Raw genomic sequence first — 14277 nt, 5'->3', positions numbered from 1 at the left:
TGTCGTGTATGTCCGTCGGGTCGAGCAACCGAGGCGGCGTCACGGGAGCGGTGCGGATCGACCTGCGGCGCCTCCACGAGAGCTGGATGGAACTTCTGTTCCCGCGCCAGCGCGGCACCGGCCACTCGGTGCTCGGCAAGTGGACGCCCAACACGACGAGCGGGTGGATCGCCTACCGGCTCTGGAGCGCGCTCGGCGTCCCCTTCGTCGCCGTGCTGTATCCGCTGGCGCTGTTTGGCTTCATGGCCCGATTCTACTCGCGCCGGATCGACCGCGTCGTGGCGGGGCTGGGCGTCGCCGGCGTCGTCGTGCTCGCGACGGTCGTCTGGGGCGCGCTCACGGTACTCGCCCACCTTCGGTTCACCAGAACCGGCTTCCTCGCGGTGCTGGCAGCGGGCGTGATCGGGGTGCTCGCGGCGGGCGCCGCGACCGCCTTCTCGCGGATCGGCGGTCGCGGCACGTCGGTGATTCTGGCCTATCCCGCCGCGATGACGGCGATCTTCCTGCCGCCGGTGGCCGCGGCGCTGTACTCGCCGGCGCTGGGCGATCTGGTGTTGCCGGGCAGCGAGTCGGTCGCGATCTGGGTGCTCGACAACCTGCTGACCGTCGGCGGCCTCGAAACGTACCTGCGCGACCAGTACCAGCTCGCCGGCGCGGCGTATCTGGGGATGTGGTTCGGCATCGCGGTCCCGCTGGGCTGGCTGCTCGGCGCGCTGGTCGCGCTGGCGGATCTCGTGCGGCCGTCCTGATTCCGGCAGAGCGGGTCCCCTTCCACGTATAGTTACTGTCCTCGCGTCCGTAGCTCGACCCGCATGGAGTTCGACCTGCCCACGACAGCGGCGCTGTTTATCGCACTGATCGCCGTCGGCGTCGGCGGCCTCATCGCCGCGCCGATGATGGGGACCGGCACGATTCTCACGATGGTCCTGCCATCGATGGTGGTGTTCGGGCTGCTGTGTCTGTTCATCGGGATGAAGTACGGCCAGCACCGGCGGGCGGGCGTCTGAGAACGGCTGCTCGCGACTCGGAATCGGCGAACGGCGTCGACGCCGAACCGGATCAGTCGTCAGCGTCGGCTCCCGTCGGAATCGACTCGTCCGGCGCGTCCGCGGCATCCTCGCCGACCCGCTTTCGGTTCACCGCGCCGACGCGGTCGGCGACCGTCTCGCTGAGTTCCTGTAGCTCCGCCTGCACGGCGTTGTCGTCGTCCCGCACCGCCGGACCGTCGATCCGCTCGCTGTCGAAGTCGGGATGAACCGGCAGCTCGGCCAGCAGCGGGACGTCGAAGTCCTCGCAGATGTTCTGGGCCTCGCCGCTGCCGAACACGTCGTGGTCGTCCTCGCAGTTCGGACAGCGGTACGTGCTCATGTTCTCGACGACGCCGAGGATCGGCGTGTCGTGCTCCTCGAACAGCCGGAGCCCCTTCCGGGCGTCCGCGACGGCCATCTCCTGTGGCGTCGTCACGATCACGACGCCGGCGACCGGCAGCGTCTGGAGCAGGTTGAGCGAGGCGTCGCCGGTGCCCGGGGGTAGGTCGACGATCAGGTAGTCCAGCCGCCCCCACTCGACGCCCTCGATGAACTGCATCATCACCTGTTTGACCATCGGCCCGCGCAGGATCGCGGGGTCGTCGGAGTGGTCGGTCAGGTAGTCCATGCTCATCACGCCGACACCCTCGGACCGCGGCGGGACGAGCTCCTCGTCGGGCGTCATGCCCGGTTCGCTCTCGACCGGGAGGATACGCGGGACATTCGGCCCGTGAACGTCGGCGTCGAGGATGCCGACGCGGGCGCCCATCTCGTGGAGGCCCGCGGCGTCGGAACGATGACGGACGCACCGAACGCGCTCCATCACGTCGGACCGTGCGAGCGATCCGACAAAATCTGCGGGTCGAACGCGTCCGGCATACTATAGTATATAAATCTTCTCCCTGCTTTGTGTCGCAAACTGCAATATTTAGCAAACCTTTTTGCAGTGCATATCGAACGCCGATTCGTGGCGGCGCGCCGCGCCGTCGCTGTTCGACCATGCACGACACGGCCCGCGTCCCGTGGACGCGACAGACTCGCACGTTCGCCCGCAGACACGTCCGGAAGGTGCTGCGAAGCAAGGTTCTGCTCGGCATCACCGTCGCCTGGCCCGTGCTCTGGTACTTCCTGTCGGTGCTGGTGTTCGTCGACGTGCCCGAGGGCGGGGGCGCCGGGGGCCTGAAGGCGGGACTCGCGATGACCTACGGGCTGTTCGGCGCGTTCACGATCACCGTCGCGGTGTTCGCGGGCGACTTCGCGCGGGACCTCGACGGCGATCGCTACCGGAAGTTCCGCGCGATGCCGATCGCGCCGACCGCCGACCTCGTCGGGCGCTTGCTCGCCGGGACCGCGTTCGGCGTCGCCTCCTACGTCGTGACGATCGCCGTCTCGATCGCCCACGGCGCGACGTTCGGCCGCCCGGATCCCGCCGCGCTCGGCGTGATCGTCCTGACGCTCGCGCTGTTCTGCCTGATCGCGATGGCGGCGGCGATGCTCGTCGCGCTGGTGATCACCAAGCCCGAGCACATGACGACGATCGCGGTGATCGGCGCGCTGATCGCGTTCTACGCGACGGGGTTCAACGGCGTCACGCCGGGGATGCTCGCGGAGGGCGCCGACATGGTCAACTACGTGCCGAACTCGCTGGCGACGCGGATCCAGATCGCGTACCTCTCCGAGGACGCCGCGTTCATGACGCCGCCGGCGGCGCCCGACTCGGCGAAATACCTCGGCCTGCTCGGCGCCTACGCCGCCGGGCTGCTGGCGATCTCGGTGCTGATCGTCCGCAGGTTCGCCTACGCACCGGAGTGATTCAGATGTCCGATGCCATCGTCACCGCGACCGGCGTGGAGAAGCGCTTCGACGACCAGCCCGTCCTGACGGGGATCGACCTGGAGGTGCGGCCCGGCGAGATCGTCCTGCTGATGGGCCCCAACGGCGTCGGCAAGTCGGTGTTCATGTCCTGTCTGGCGGGCTCGACCGCGCCCGACGCCGGCGAGATAGAGCTGTTCGACGGCCTGACACCGGACCGGGCCGGCGCCGAGCACAGCGTGATGCTCCAGGGGACGATGACCGATCCCGATCTCACGGGCCGGGAGAACCTGGAGTTCTACGAGGATCTCCACCCGCGGGGCACCGACGAGTGGGAAGCGCTCGCCGAGCGCCTGGAGATCGACGCCGACCTCGATCGGCTCGTCCGGGAGTATTCGGGCGGCATGGAGCGCAAGGTCGAGATCGCGAGCGCCCTCTCGGCGGACGTGCCGCTGTACCTGCTCGACGAGCCGACCGCGGAGCTCGATCTGGCGATGATCCAGACGCTCCACGACCTGCTGCTGGCGCGTCGCGACGCGGGCAAGGCGTTTCTCGTGACCAGCCACACGCCGCTCGACGCCCGGATCGCCGACCGGATCGCGTTCGTTCGCGACGGGCGCGTCGTCGCCGACGGCGAGCCCGAGGTCCTGCTCGACGAGCTGCCGCCGGTCGCGCGAGTCCGGGGCGGCGTCCCCGACGAGTCGCGACTGCTCGGCGAACGGGCGTTCCGCCGTGGCGACGAGGTCCGCGGGTTCCTGCCGACCGAGGAAGACGTCGACGCGATCGCGGCGTCGGTCGACGGCGACGCGAGCGTCGAGCTCGATCCGCCGTCGTACACCGACCTGTTCAACTACCACACCTACGTCGGTCCCGAGATCGCGGAAGGGAAAGGAACAGGTGGCCGGGCGCGAAAGCCGGTCACGAACTGAGATGTCCGGCGACACCGCGGACGACGAGGGACCGGTCGATACAGATGCGCCCGGAACTGCGAGCGCCGCGGGCGACCCGGATCTGGACGCGCTCCGGCGGGACCTCGACCATATCAAGACCGCGATGGGGATCGAGGACCGGTATCCGGGCCAGCGCCGACTCTGGGCCGTCCACGGCGCGCTCGTCGGCGGCGCAGGCGTCCTCGCGAACGTCGTGTTCGCCCTGCCGATCCCCGACTACCTCTACCTCGTCGTCTGGTTCGTGCTGGTCGCACTGGCGGGGCTGATCCAATGGCGCTCCGCGGTCGCCACCGAAGTCGACGACCCCGGTCCGACGCCGAGCTGGCGAGTCGTGTTCGGCACGCTCGTTGCGGGCTGGTTCGTGCTCACCGCGATCCCGTCGGCGATCTTCGGCGACGTACCGGGGGTCGTGCAGGGGGCGTACTTCTTCAGCCTCTCGGTCGCCGTCCTCGGGATGGGCTACCTGCTCGCGGGCACCATCCTGAGCGCGTACTCAATCCGGGCGCGGGACCGATATCCCTACTACGTCGCCGGCGCCTGGATGCTCGTCTTCGCCTTCTTCATGCCGTTCGTGGAGTTCCTGCAGTACGCCGGCTACGCGCTGTTCGGAGCGCTCTTCTTCCTCCACGGCGTCGGGACGTACTACCTGCTGACCTACCGCTGGGACTAACCCATGGAGTTCGACAAGCTCGTCCACCAGCCGACCCGGTTGCAGCTGTTCTCCTATCTCTACCGGCACGAGGAGTCGACGTTCTCGGAACTCCAGGAAGCGCTCGACGTCACCGAGGGGAACCTGTCGAGCCACCTCCAGACGATGGAGGAGGCCGACGCGATCGCCGTCGAGAAGCAGTTCGTCGACCGGCGCCCACAGACCACCTACGAGCTGACCGACGAGGGCCGATCGAAGTTCGAGGAGCACGTCGAGACGCTCGAAGCGCTGCTCGGCGCGCTGGAGGACTGATCGCAAGCGGCGCGGTGGCGGGACACCGATTCCCGGACGCCGACGATCAGGACGCCGAAACGCCGGGCGCAAACGTTTTGCCGGCCCGAGCGAATGCAAGTGCCGTGCAACTGCGTCACCGCGGCCCCGACGGCGTCGAGACGCTCGCGATGCGCGTCGACGTGGCCGACGGGCTGCTCTCTCGCGGTCGCGGGCTGATGTTCCGCCGGTCGATCCCCGACGATTACGCGCTCGTCTTCGAGTTCGACGAGCCGACCGCCCGGAGCGTCCACATGCTGTTCGTCCCGTTCCCGATCGACGTCGTCTGGCTCGTCGACGGCGAGGTCCAGCGCGTCGAGACACTGTCGGCCTGGACCGGGAACGCGAAGACCCGGGCCGACGCGTTCGTCGAACTGCCCGCAGGCGCCGCCGAAGGCGTCACGGTCGGCGACACTGTCGAGTTCGTCGAGGCGTGACGCCGCGCTACCACTCGGCGTCGGCGCCGCGGTCGGGACGCCACTCCGCCGCGGGAACGAGCGCGTCGCGATCCACGTCGGCGACCGAATCGTGGCCCGTCAGCGCCAGGGTCAGATCCAGATCGGCCAGGAAGTTCTCGGTCACCTCGCGGACGCCGTTCTCGCCGTCGATCGCCAGCCCGTAGGCGTAGGGCCGCCCGAACAGGACGGAATCGGCGCCCAGCGCCAGCGCGATGACGGCGTCGGCGCCGCGCCGGATGCCGCTGTCGAACAAGACGGTGGCGTCGTCGCCGACGCGCTCGACGATCCGCGGCAGCGCGGACAGGGCCGACACGGCGTTGTCGACCTGCCGGCCGCCGTGGTTCGAGACGACCAGCCCGTCGACGCCGCACTCTACCGCGCGCTCGGCGTCGTCGGGGTGGAGGATGCCCTTGACGAGCAGCGGCAGGTCAGTCTGCTCGCGGAGCCACTCCAGGTCGTCCCAGGTCAGCGAGGGATCGCCGAACACGTCGATGAACTGCATGATTGCGGCGTCGGGGTTCTCCTCGGGCGGGTCGGCCAGCAGGTCGCGGAACGCCGGATCGGAGAAGTAGTTCGCGACGCCCTCGCCGTCGAGGAACGGCAGGTATCCGAGGTCGACGTCGCGCTCGCGCCAGCCCAAAACGGGCGTGTCGAGCGTGACGACGATCGCCTCGTAGCCCGCCTCCTCGGCCCGCTCGACGAAGCTCGCCGTCACCTCGCGCTCGGCGCTCCAGTAGAGCTGGAACCAGCCCGGCGCGTCGCCCAGCTCCTCGGCGACGTCCTCCAACGTCTCCGAGGCGGCCGAGCTCTGGACGAACGGGACGCCGAGTTCGGCGGCGGCGCGAGCGCTGGCGAGTTCGGCGTCGTCGTGGAGGATCGACTGGACGCCGATCGGCGCCAGCGCGATCGGCGCCGGATACTCGTTCCCGCAGAGGTCGACCGAGAGGTCCCGCTCGGCGACGTCCCGGAGCATCCGCGGGACGAGCCGCCAGCGGTCGAACGCCCGGCGGTTCGCGCCGACGGTGCGCTCCTCGCCCGCACCACCCGCGACGTAGGCGTACGCCTCGTCGTCGAGCGCTTCCTCGGCGGCGGCTTCGAGTTCCTCGAACGACGGCGGAATCTCGGGCGTCCGGTCGGCGAGCATCCCCTGGGTGTACACCTCGACGAGCCGGTCGCGACCGACCGTGTGGCTGTAGTCGTCTGCCATACCGGCCGGTCTCGCGGCGGCGTCAAAAATATCGGGGCGGCTCCCGCTCGTTGACGCAGCGGCGTCTCGACGCCGAACGACGACCGCGACGCCGACGCGCGGTCGCGATGCCGCCCCGCGATCGCGCCGACGTCCGGACGCCGGCACCCGTGTCACCACCTGTCGAAGCGGGTAGCTTATATGTCTCGGGTGGCCTACGGGAGAGTGGACTATCATGACCGGTGACCGATTTATTCGGGGGCTCCCCCGAAACAAATCCCCTCTACGACGACGCGACTGACGTACAGCTTCTCGATACCACGTTGCGGGACGGCGAACAGGCACCGGGAATCTCGCTGACGCCCGACGAGAAAGCCGAAATAGCGCAGGCTCTGGACCGCGCCGAGATCGACGTGATCGAGGCCGGCAGCGCCTGCACCGGCGAGGGCGAGCGCCAGACGATCCGCCGCGTCACGGATCTGGGACTCGACGCGACGATCACCAGCTTCGCCCGGGGCGTCAAGAACGACATCGACCTCGCGCTCGACTGCGACGTCGACGGCGTCACGATCGTGGTCCCCGGCAGCGACCGCCACATCGAGACGAAGGTGAACACGACCCGCGACGAGGTCGTCGCCGACACCGAGGAGCTCGTCGCGTACGCCCGCGACCACGGGCTGTGGGTCGAAGTGATCGGCGAGGACGGCTCCCGCGCGGACCTGGAGTTCCTCGAACGGCTCGCCGAGGCCGCCATGGACGCCGGCGCGACGCGGGTCTGCTACGCCGACACGGTCGGCCACGCCGGTCCCGAGCGCGCCTACGAGGTCGTCTCCGCGCTCTCGGAGTACGGCCCCGTCAGCACCCACACCCACGACGACCTCGGGCTGGGCGTCACGAACGCTCTGGCGAGCGTCGCCGCGGGCGCGGACCTGATCCACGGGACCGTCAACGGGCTCGGCGAACGCGCCGGCAACGTCGCCCTCGAAGAGGTCGCCATCGCGCTGGACCACAGCTACGACCTCGAGACGGTCGACACGACCCAGCTGTACGAGCTGGGCCAGACGGTCGCCCGCTCGACGGGCGTCCAGCTCCCGCCGAACAAGGCCGTCACCGGCGAGAACGCCTTCACCCACGAGAGCGGCATCCACACGGACGGCACGCTCAAGGACGACCAGATGTACGAGCCGTACCCGCCTGAAAAGGTGGGCCGCGAGCGCCGGATCGTGCTGGGCAAGCACACCGGCCGCGCCGGCGCCCAGGCAGCCCTTCAGGAACACGGCTTCGACGTCTCCGACGAGGAGCTCACCGAGGTCGTCGAGCGCGTCAAGGCGATCGGCGACCGGGGCAAGCGCGTCACCGACGCCGACCTGCTGGCGATCGCCGAGGAGGTCCAGGGCACCGACCGCGAGCGCCGCGTCGAACTGCTCAATCTCACCGCGGCCAGCGGCGGCGGCATCCCGACCGCGAGCGTCCGCCTGCGCGTCGACGACGACGAGCGGACCGCCTCGGGCACCGGGAGCGGGCCGGTCGACGCCGCCGTCTCCGCGGTGCGCGAGGCGCTCGGCGAGGCCGCCAACGTCACGCTCGAATCCTACGAGGTCGACGCGATCACCGGCGGCACCGACGCCGTCGTCACCGTCGAGGTCGAGATGAGCCGCGGCGACACGTCGGTGACCGTCGCCAACAGCGACACCGACATCACCACCGCCTCGGTCAAGGCGATGGTCGACGCCATCGACCGGCTGCTGTCGGTCCCCGGCGAGGATCCGGTGCCGCTCGCCGACGACTGATCGGCGTACTTTTATCGAGGAACGACTGCGATCCGGGCTTTTGCTGAGCGGTAGTAGACGCTCGGAGAGTTTCCGAGCAACATCTTCTCGGGTTGCAGCCCTCTACGACACTCGATCCGCTATAATTGTCTCCCAAAAAACTATAAGGAACCTTTATTATGTTTGAGGGCGTATTGATAGTGAGAACCCGAACGCTGTACCGTTCCTTCTCAGGAAATACCATGACTAACTACGACGTATTGCGGGAGTTCGAAGCGGGAATCACAAACGAGCAGCTGGAGCAGGCGGTCGAAAGTTCGGGTGAAGCCATCGAGGAACTTCGGACTGGGGGGGTGCCGATGTCGTATCTCGGCTCTCAGACGTTCCTCAACGAGGACGGATCGATCGGCGCGACGATGTGTCGGTACGACGCAGACTCCGAAGCGACGCTCCGCGAACACAGTGAGCGGGCCGGTCTCGCTGTGAGCGATATCTTCGTGGTCGGCCCCCCGCACGCTGGGGTGGCCCCGAGGACCGGCGGCACGTCGAAGTCGGCCTGAAACGCCGGCTACGCGCGGACGAATTTGTTTGACGGAAACGGGGTGACGGATACCCGTTCCGTACGCGGCAATTTCTTGCCCGAGAGTGAGTGGTGTATACGCGCCCCGTACTCAACACAACTCGGTAGACTCCATCTGAAACAAATAGGACCGTAGCGGTCAGTACGCACAGGCAGTATCCAGTACCGTCAACTCGTATCCTGCTCGCCGAACGTCAGCGCCCAGTTGTCGGCGTCGGTCACCGATCGGCCGAACAGCGTCCAGTCGTCGGCGTCGACGGTCGCCGGGCGCGCGACGTGGATCGTCGCAGATCCCACGTACGACAGCGGCGGCGCGGTGTCGGGGTGGAAGCCGAAGCGAGCGAGCAGATCTTCCGGAAGGCAGGACGGCGCCGCCACGGCGTCGGCGTCGCCAGCGTCCGACAGCACGGCCGAGAGCAGCGCCGCCAGCGACCCCTCGTCCGGCGGCGTCGGGACGACGTCGGTGAGCCGGACCGCGGTGGACCCGCCCTCCGATTTCCGCCCGACCACCGCGGCGGCCAGCGGCCGGTCGGCGTCGTCGCGGGCGACGTAGGTGCGGTAGCTCCACCGCGGATTTCGGTAGCGCCAGCGCACGTACGCCTCGTTTCGGACGGCGTGAAATCCGGTCGGAACGGCCGAGCGGTACAGCGAGGCGAGCAACTCGGCGGGCGGCTCGGGGTGCCGTTCGACGGTGACGCCCTCGACCGACGGCGCCAGCGCGTCCCGCGTCCGCAGGTAACCAGTCGCGACGGCGTCGGCCGCCGTCGCCGCGACGGTCTCGACGCCGTCGTCGGGATTGACCCACGCACGTGGCGACTGCACGCGGTAGTACGTCGACAGGGCGCCGACGTCGCGCCAGCCGAGTTTGCGATTCCCGGCCGCGGACTGCTCGTTCGGGAAGTTGAAAAACAGCGCCGCCTCGTGGTCGTCGTAGCGCTCGATCGCGTGCTCGGTCATTCGGGTGAACAGCCCCTGCCGGCGGTGCTCTGGATGGACCATCGCGTCGCAGGGCTGGAGCGCCAGGAACTCGCTGTGCCCTGTGGCCATCGGCAGCGCGAACATCGGCCGCGCGCCGACGACGCCGTCGTCGGGGTCGACCGCGACCGTGATCGGCACGCCGTCGACGAACGGGTTCTCGCCGAACTTCCAGTCGAACCACCGCTCCGTCCTGGCGACGCCGAAGACGGTCTCGTACAGCGACGCGAACCCCGCCCTGTCGCTCGGCCCGAACTGTCTAAGATCGTACCCCTCGCGAACGATACCCATCGATGTTCCGTACTGTCAGGCGTCACAGACGAATAGATTCTTGCGTCATCGGTACTCTCTCGTCTGATTGCCTAAAGATGCCAACGGGATGGTTGCGGACCGATACCGGCTCGCCCGCGGTACGTCCGGCGAAGCCGCAACGAACTCGCGGCAATTCGACCGACAAAGCGCGGCCACGGCGAGCGATCGGACGCTAACCCGCTGCCGTCGGGGGACCGAGTGGTGACAACTCCCTTTCGACGGGTCGTCGACACTGTCGAGTGGATGACCGCAGTCGTCACGATGAGCGTCGAGCTGGAACTCGGGTGGGGCGTCCACGACCTCGACGAGCACGCCGACCACTTGACTGAGGACGGCCGGGAGGAGCGGCGTTTTCTCCGGCGACTCCTCGATGTCTGCGACGAGACGGGCGTAGCGATGACGTTCGACGTCGTCGATCACCTGCTGTTGACCGCCTGCGACGGCCACCACGACGGTCCCTACCCCGAGGGCTGGTTCGACGCCGACCCGGGTACCGACGTCGCGGTCGACCCGCTGTTCTACGCGCCCGACGTGGTCGAGGCGATCCGCGACCGGCCCACGGAACACGAACTGTGTACCCACTCTTTTTCGCACACGCCCCTCGAAACCGTCGACGCCGCGGCGGTGAGCGCCGACCTCGAACGGGGCCAGCAACTCGAAGCGGACGTACTCGGGCAGCGCTCGCGCTCCTTCGTCCCGCCGCGCCACCGGCCGCCACCGTCCGACGTGCTGGTCGATCGGGGCATCGACGTCGTCCGGATCGCGATCATGAATCAGGCCGACAATCCCGTGCGGAGAGCCGGGCAGTTGCTGTTCGGCCCGCCGCCGATGCGCGATCCCGAGTGGATCGACGGCGTCCTCTGGACGTACTGCTCGACCCACCCGAATCTCACCGCGCCGTCGCTCCCCTCGGGCCAGCGCCCCGCCGGCCGACCGCTCGGCTGGCTGCCGACCGGGCTGGCCCAGCGACTTCACCTCCAGTACCTCGAACGCGCGACGCTGCGAGCCATCGAGAACGACGAGCATCTCCACCTGTGGTGTCACCTCTACGACCTCAGCAACGAACGCCAGATGGCGCCGGTGTCGGAGTACCTGCAGACGCTGGCCCGGCTACGAGAGCAGGGCCGGGTCGAGGTCTGTACGATGGACGAGCTGCCCGACCGGTATCCTGCGGCCGTCGAATCGTCGGCACCGCCCGGCGAGTGACGACGCCGTCGCAACAGTCGCTGGACGCCGCCGTGGCATCGCTGCTGGACGCCGCTGTGGCATCGACGAACGGTTCCAAGGAGGAGAGTTGAACTCGCCGAGACGGTTCTAGTTGCCTCGCTTCGCTCGGCTGCGTGGACTGTGGCTCGTTTGATCCAATCTCCGGGAGTATCAGTAGTTGGTACTACAGTTTCTTTATTCAGGGCAGACCATGACAATCGCGTTGAGTAGAGGTAGATCATCTCGCGCTGAGGTCCTTCGTATCATCAGAGAATATGGCGCTCCGAACAGCTCACTTGATACGGCCAGCGCGGTAGCAAAGGACTGCCCCAACAGCGAGGAGGACCAGACGGTGAAAGTCCGTGCCACCGAACACCGAGCCGCGATACGTGAATGAGTCCTGCCGGTAATATGCATTATCGTGAGCGATTATATCGCGCGTATGGCTCCAGAGTGCGTATCCCGATAGTTGTTCATTCGTACGGATCTGACCCTCCTCGACAAGGTTTTGCACGCCCCGCGGGTAGTAGCCGGATGGCGTAGACGCCTGTTCAAGTGCAGTAGCATTCGAGATCGGCGTGAGGCCAATTCTGATCGATTCATTTTCGTAGGGGTTGAGCTGTAGTCGGTAGAACTCCTGGGTCGAGTCAGGGAAAATCACAAGTCTTGTCTTCTGATCATCCCCCTGAGCGGCGTGGTACGTCGAATCTGTGACAACCCGTGACTCAGTATCTTTGAGACTGTAGAAGAGTTCACAAGCGTCGTTCTCGGGGTAACAGGAGGTGGCTTGGTCGACCCACGCGAGAGTCTCGCCAAGTTGGGGATCGTCGGGTTCCACCTGCTCGACGGTATATTGGTGTGACCACGCGATGGTGCCAAGCGGAGCGAAGACGGTTGCTGCAAGTAAGAGAACACCGAGGGAGGCAGTAACAGCGCGGCGGACTCGGGGACTCTCAAAGGGCATACAGTAGGAATATCACTGGGAACACACAATTCTTTCCATCAGATGGAATTTCGTTAATAGAGAACCGAGCAGAATTAATTTGGATACGAACGATCGATTCGCACACGCACTTCCCGAATCGAGGAGGTCGCTCGCGGTCGTTGCGTCGACGAGAAGCGCCGAGGAGGAGGGTGCGTTTACACGCTCACGAGTGCGAGAGCCATGGAAGGCTCTCGCGGATTTGCGTCGGAGAGAAGCGCCGAGGAGGAGATTTGAACTCGCCGAGACGGTCCCGCTCGCCTCGCTTCGCTCGGCTGCGCGGGCTGCGACTCGTCTGCTCAAATCTCCACGTTTTGCGTGTACACGCTCACGAGTGCGAGAGCCATAGAAGGCTCTCGCGATGTTGTTCGCGTGAAAAGCGCCGAGGAGGAGATTTGAACTCCTGTGTCCTGAACGGACAGTTGCTCTCGAAGCAACCGCCTTGGCCGGGCTAGGCTACCTCGGCTCATCATCAGCTACCCGCCCCGTGATTTTGTACGTTTCGGTTCGGGCGTCGAGTGCCATCGGTACTCATATGTGACAGGCGGGCACCGTCACAGCTATGAACGTACGCGAGGCGAGCGAGCAGTCCGACGCGATCCTCGACGCGATCTCGGAGGCGGTGATCGCCGACGAGGAGTTTCTCGAAACCGTGCTGCTGGGCGTCGTCGGCCGGGGCCACGTCCTGCTGGAGGACGTTCCCGGGACCGGGAAGACCCTGACCGCGAACAGCTTCGCGACCGCGCTCGGACTGTCGTTCTCCCGGATTCAGTTCACGCCGGACCTGCTGCCCGCCGACGTGACGGGCACCCACGTGTTCAACGAGCAGGACGGCAGCTTCGAGTTCAACGAGGGACCGATCTTCGCGAACGTCGTGCTGGCCGACGAGATCAACCGCGCGCCACCGAAGACCCAGGCCGCGCTGCTCGAAGCCATGGAGGAGGGCCAGGTCACCGTCGACGGCGAGACCCACCAGCTTCCCTCGCCCTTCTTCGTGATCGCGACGCAGAACCCCGTCGATCAGGAGGGAACGTTCCCGCTGCCGGAGGCCCAGATCGACCGGTTCCTCGTGAAGAGTTCGATCGGTTATCCAGAGCTAGAGGGCGAGGAGGAACTGCTCCAGCGCAGGCTCGGCCGCCTCGACCGGAGCCCGAGCGTCACGAGCGTGCTCGAAGACGGCGCGGTCGCTGAACTGCGCGAAGTCCCCGAGTCGGTCGGTGTCGACGACGATCTGGTCTCCTACGTCGCCGAGCTGGCCCGCCGGACGCGCACCAAGCGCCGCGTCGACGTCGGCGTCTCGCCGCGGGGGACCCAGCGCCTGCTCGAAGCCGCCCGCGCGCGGGCCGCGATGGTCGGCCGGGACTACGTGACGCCCGACGACGTCAAGCGCGTCGCCCAACCCGTGATGGCCCACCGGCTCGTGTTGACGCCCGACGCCAAAGTCGACGGCGTCTCGAAGGCCGTGCTCGTCGACGAGGTGCTCGACGCCGTGCCGGTGCCGACCGTCGAGTGAGCCGGCCCGGGGTCGACTATCCGAGGGGCGCCTCGTAGACGTTGGCGTCGTGCGTTTCGCCGGCGATCTCGACCTGCCGCTGGTCGACCCGATCGAAGTGGTCCGCGTAGAACGCGTTGCCGACCTCGTTTTCCGCGAGCACGTAGTCGCTCACGCGCTCGACGCCGCGGTCCGCGAGGCGCTCGCGGGTCGCTTCGAGTAGCTGCGCGCCGACGCCCTGCCCCCAGCGGTCGGGATCGACGTAGACGTTCAGGTCCGCGGCCGGCTCCTCGTCGGCCTCGACGGCGCCGGCGTAGCCGATCACGCCCTCGTCGACGGCCACGAGCAACGCGGCGTCGTCGGCGTCGACGAGTTCTTCGAGTACTTCGTCGGCGTAGCCCCGCTCCAGCAACTCGTCGATCGTCGCCGAATCGAACGTGTCCGCGTAGGCCGCATCCCAGGCGCGCCGCGCCACCCCCCGAAGCGCGTCGAGGTCGTCGGCCGTCGCGGGCCGTACCGTGACATCGTCCCCCATAGCAAACGGTACG

General features: G+C 67.4%; 15 protein-coding genes, 1 tRNA gene and 1 pseudogene. 11 read left to right on the top strand and 6 right to left on the bottom strand.

Translation table 11 applies throughout. The features are described from left to right. Nucleotides 1-8: 8 nt before the first annotated feature. Together NO931_RS12985 and NO931_RS12980 are read left to right on the top strand one after the other, a co-directional pair. Nucleotides 9-749 (top strand): hypothetical protein, encoded by a 741-nt coding sequence (locus NO931_RS12985; RefSeq protein ID WP_256392760.1) that lies wholly within the window; start codon nucleotides 9-11, stop codon nucleotides 747-749. 63 nt (nucleotides 750-812) lie between these two features. Further along, entirely contained in the window at nucleotides 813-1007 is a 195-nt protein-coding gene (locus NO931_RS12980) for a DUF7333 family protein (protein WP_256392759.1), read from the top strand. Nucleotides 1008-1059: 52 nt separating this feature from the next. Here the strand turns inward: NO931_RS12980 and NO931_RS12975 are convergent. Then, nucleotides 1060-1815: pseudogene (locus NO931_RS12975) on the bottom strand (P-loop NTPase); the annotation flags it as partial. Nucleotides 1816-2027: 212 nt separating this feature from the next. Between NO931_RS12975 and NO931_RS12970 the strand changes: the two are divergent. The 5 genes from NO931_RS12970 (at nucleotide 2028) to NO931_RS12950 (ending at nucleotide 5206) form a co-directional block, all read left to right on the top strand. Then, nucleotides 2028-2840, top strand: coding sequence for an ABC transporter permease (locus tag NO931_RS12970; RefSeq protein ID WP_256392757.1), 813 nt, complete (start codon nucleotides 2028-2030; stop codon nucleotides 2838-2840). A 5-nt stretch (nucleotides 2841-2845) separates the two neighbouring features. Then, complete coding sequence (locus tag NO931_RS12965; protein ID WP_256392756.1) at nucleotides 2846-3769, top strand: ABC transporter ATP-binding protein; 924 nt, start codon at nucleotides 2846-2848, stop codon at nucleotides 3767-3769. 1 nt (nucleotide 3770) lies between these two features. Then, a complete protein-coding gene (locus tag NO931_RS12960) occupies nucleotides 3771-4460 on the top strand; it encodes a hypothetical protein (RefSeq protein ID WP_256392755.1) in 690 nt (229 codons plus the stop codon). Between the two features lie 3 nt (nucleotides 4461-4463). Further along, nucleotides 4464-4751 carry a winged helix-turn-helix domain-containing protein gene (locus tag NO931_RS12955; protein ID WP_256392754.1) on the top strand — a complete coding sequence of 96 codons (288 nt, stop codon included), beginning with the start codon at nucleotides 4464-4466 and terminating at the stop codon, nucleotides 4749-4751. A 104-nt stretch (nucleotides 4752-4855) separates the two neighbouring features. After that, on the top strand, nucleotides 4856-5206 hold the full coding sequence (locus tag NO931_RS12950) for a DUF192 domain-containing protein (RefSeq protein ID WP_256392753.1): 351 nt from the start codon (nucleotides 4856-4858) through the stop codon (nucleotides 5204-5206). A gap of 7 nt (nucleotides 5207-5213) precedes the next feature. On the opposite strand, the gene NO931_RS12945 is transcribed toward NO931_RS12950, so the two are convergent. Then, nucleotides 5214-6434 (bottom strand): alpha-hydroxy-acid oxidizing protein, encoded by a 1221-nt coding sequence (locus NO931_RS12945; protein WP_256392752.1) that lies wholly within the window; start codon nucleotides 6432-6434, stop codon nucleotides 5214-5216. A gap of 221 nt (nucleotides 6435-6655) precedes the next feature. Between NO931_RS12945 and NO931_RS12940 the strand changes: the two genes are divergently transcribed. Together NO931_RS12940 and NO931_RS12935 are read left to right on the top strand one after the other, a co-directional pair. After that, nucleotides 6656-8203, top strand: a complete 1548-nt coding sequence (locus NO931_RS12940; RefSeq protein ID WP_256392751.1) for a (R)-citramalate synthase — start codon at nucleotides 6656-6658, stop codon at nucleotides 8201-8203. Nucleotides 8204-8361: 158 nt separating this feature from the next. Next, entirely contained in the window at nucleotides 8362-8742 is a 381-nt protein-coding gene (locus NO931_RS12935; protein ID WP_256392750.1) for a nickel-binding protein, read from the top strand. Nucleotides 8743-8930: 188 nt separating this feature from the next. On the opposite strand, the gene NO931_RS12930 is transcribed toward NO931_RS12935, so the two are convergent. Continuing rightward, nucleotides 8931-10028, bottom strand: a complete 1098-nt coding sequence (locus NO931_RS12930) for a GNAT family N-acetyltransferase (protein WP_256392749.1) — start codon at nucleotides 10026-10028, stop codon at nucleotides 8931-8933. 222 nt (nucleotides 10029-10250) lie between these two features. Between NO931_RS12930 and NO931_RS12925 the strand changes: the two genes are divergently transcribed. Continuing rightward, a complete protein-coding gene (locus NO931_RS12925; protein WP_256392748.1) occupies nucleotides 10251-11255 on the top strand; it encodes a polysaccharide deacetylase family protein in 1005 nt (334 codons plus the stop codon). A 292-nt stretch (nucleotides 11256-11547) separates the two neighbouring features. Here NO931_RS12925 and NO931_RS12920 read toward each other — a convergent pair whose 3' ends face one another. Then, complete coding sequence (locus NO931_RS12920) at nucleotides 11548-12219, bottom strand: hypothetical protein (protein WP_256392747.1); 672 nt, start codon at nucleotides 12217-12219, stop codon at nucleotides 11548-11550. 398 nt (nucleotides 12220-12617) lie between these two features. After that, a tRNA-Ser gene (locus NO931_RS12915) sits at nucleotides 12618-12703 on the bottom strand. Between the two features lie 96 nt (nucleotides 12704-12799). Here NO931_RS12915 and NO931_RS12910 point away from each other — a divergent pair. Next, nucleotides 12800-13750: an AAA family ATPase gene (locus NO931_RS12910; RefSeq protein ID WP_256392746.1), complete on the top strand. Its 951-nt coding sequence runs from the start codon at nucleotides 12800-12802 to the stop codon at nucleotides 13748-13750. Nucleotides 13751-13766: 16 nt separating this feature from the next. On the opposite strand, the gene NO931_RS12905 is transcribed toward NO931_RS12910, so the two are convergent. Further along, nucleotides 13767-14264: a GNAT family N-acetyltransferase gene (locus NO931_RS12905; protein ID WP_256392745.1), complete on the bottom strand. Its 498-nt coding sequence runs from the start codon at nucleotides 14262-14264 to the stop codon at nucleotides 13767-13769. Between the last annotated feature and the right edge of the window lie 13 nt (nucleotides 14265-14277).

It is taken from the genome of Natronoarchaeum rubrum (assembly GCF_024494695.1).
The sequence above is the reverse complement of the archived record's forward strand: the minus strand, read 5'-3'. Positions and strand labels throughout refer to the sequence as shown.

What these genes read in the sequence shown, in the direction of transcription:
- NO931_RS12985 (WP_256392760.1), top strand. Translation starts at nt 9, where the DNA reads ATGTCCGTCGGGTCGAGCAACCGAGGCGGCGTCACGGGAGCGGTGCGG.
- NO931_RS12980 (WP_256392759.1), top strand. Translation starts at nt 813, where the DNA reads ATGGAGTTCGACCTGCCCACGACAGCGGCGCTGTTTATCGCACTGATC.
- NO931_RS12970 (WP_256392757.1), top strand. Translation starts at nt 2,028, where the DNA reads ATGCACGACACGGCCCGCGTCCCGTGGACGCGACAGACTCGCACGTTC.
- NO931_RS12965 (WP_256392756.1), top strand. Translation starts at nt 2,846, where the DNA reads ATGTCCGATGCCATCGTCACCGCGACCGGCGTGGAGAAGCGCTTCGAC.
- NO931_RS12960 (WP_256392755.1), top strand. Translation starts at nt 3,771, where the DNA reads ATGTCCGGCGACACCGCGGACGACGAGGGACCGGTCGATACAGATGCG.
- NO931_RS12955 (WP_256392754.1), top strand. Translation starts at nt 4,464, where the DNA reads ATGGAGTTCGACAAGCTCGTCCACCAGCCGACCCGGTTGCAGCTGTTC.
- NO931_RS12945 (WP_256392752.1), bottom strand. Translation starts at nt 6,434, where the DNA reads ATGGCAGACGACTACAGCCACACGGTCGGTCGCGACCGGCTCGTCGAG.
- NO931_RS12935 (WP_256392750.1), top strand. Translation starts at nt 8,362, where the DNA reads ATGTTTGAGGGCGTATTGATAGTGAGAACCCGAACGCTGTACCGTTCC.
- NO931_RS12930 (WP_256392749.1), bottom strand. Translation starts at nt 10,028, where the DNA reads ATGGGTATCGTTCGCGAGGGGTACGATCTTAGACAGTTCGGGCCGAGC.
- NO931_RS12920 (WP_256392747.1), bottom strand. Translation starts at nt 12,219, where the DNA reads ATGCCCTTTGAGAGTCCCCGAGTCCGCCGCGCTGTTACTGCCTCCCTC.
- NO931_RS12910 (WP_256392746.1), top strand. Translation starts at nt 12,800, where the DNA reads ATGAACGTACGCGAGGCGAGCGAGCAGTCCGACGCGATCCTCGACGCG.
- NO931_RS12905 (WP_256392745.1), bottom strand. Translation starts at nt 14,264, where the DNA reads ATGGGGGACGATGTCACGGTACGGCCCGCGACGGCCGACGACCTCGAC.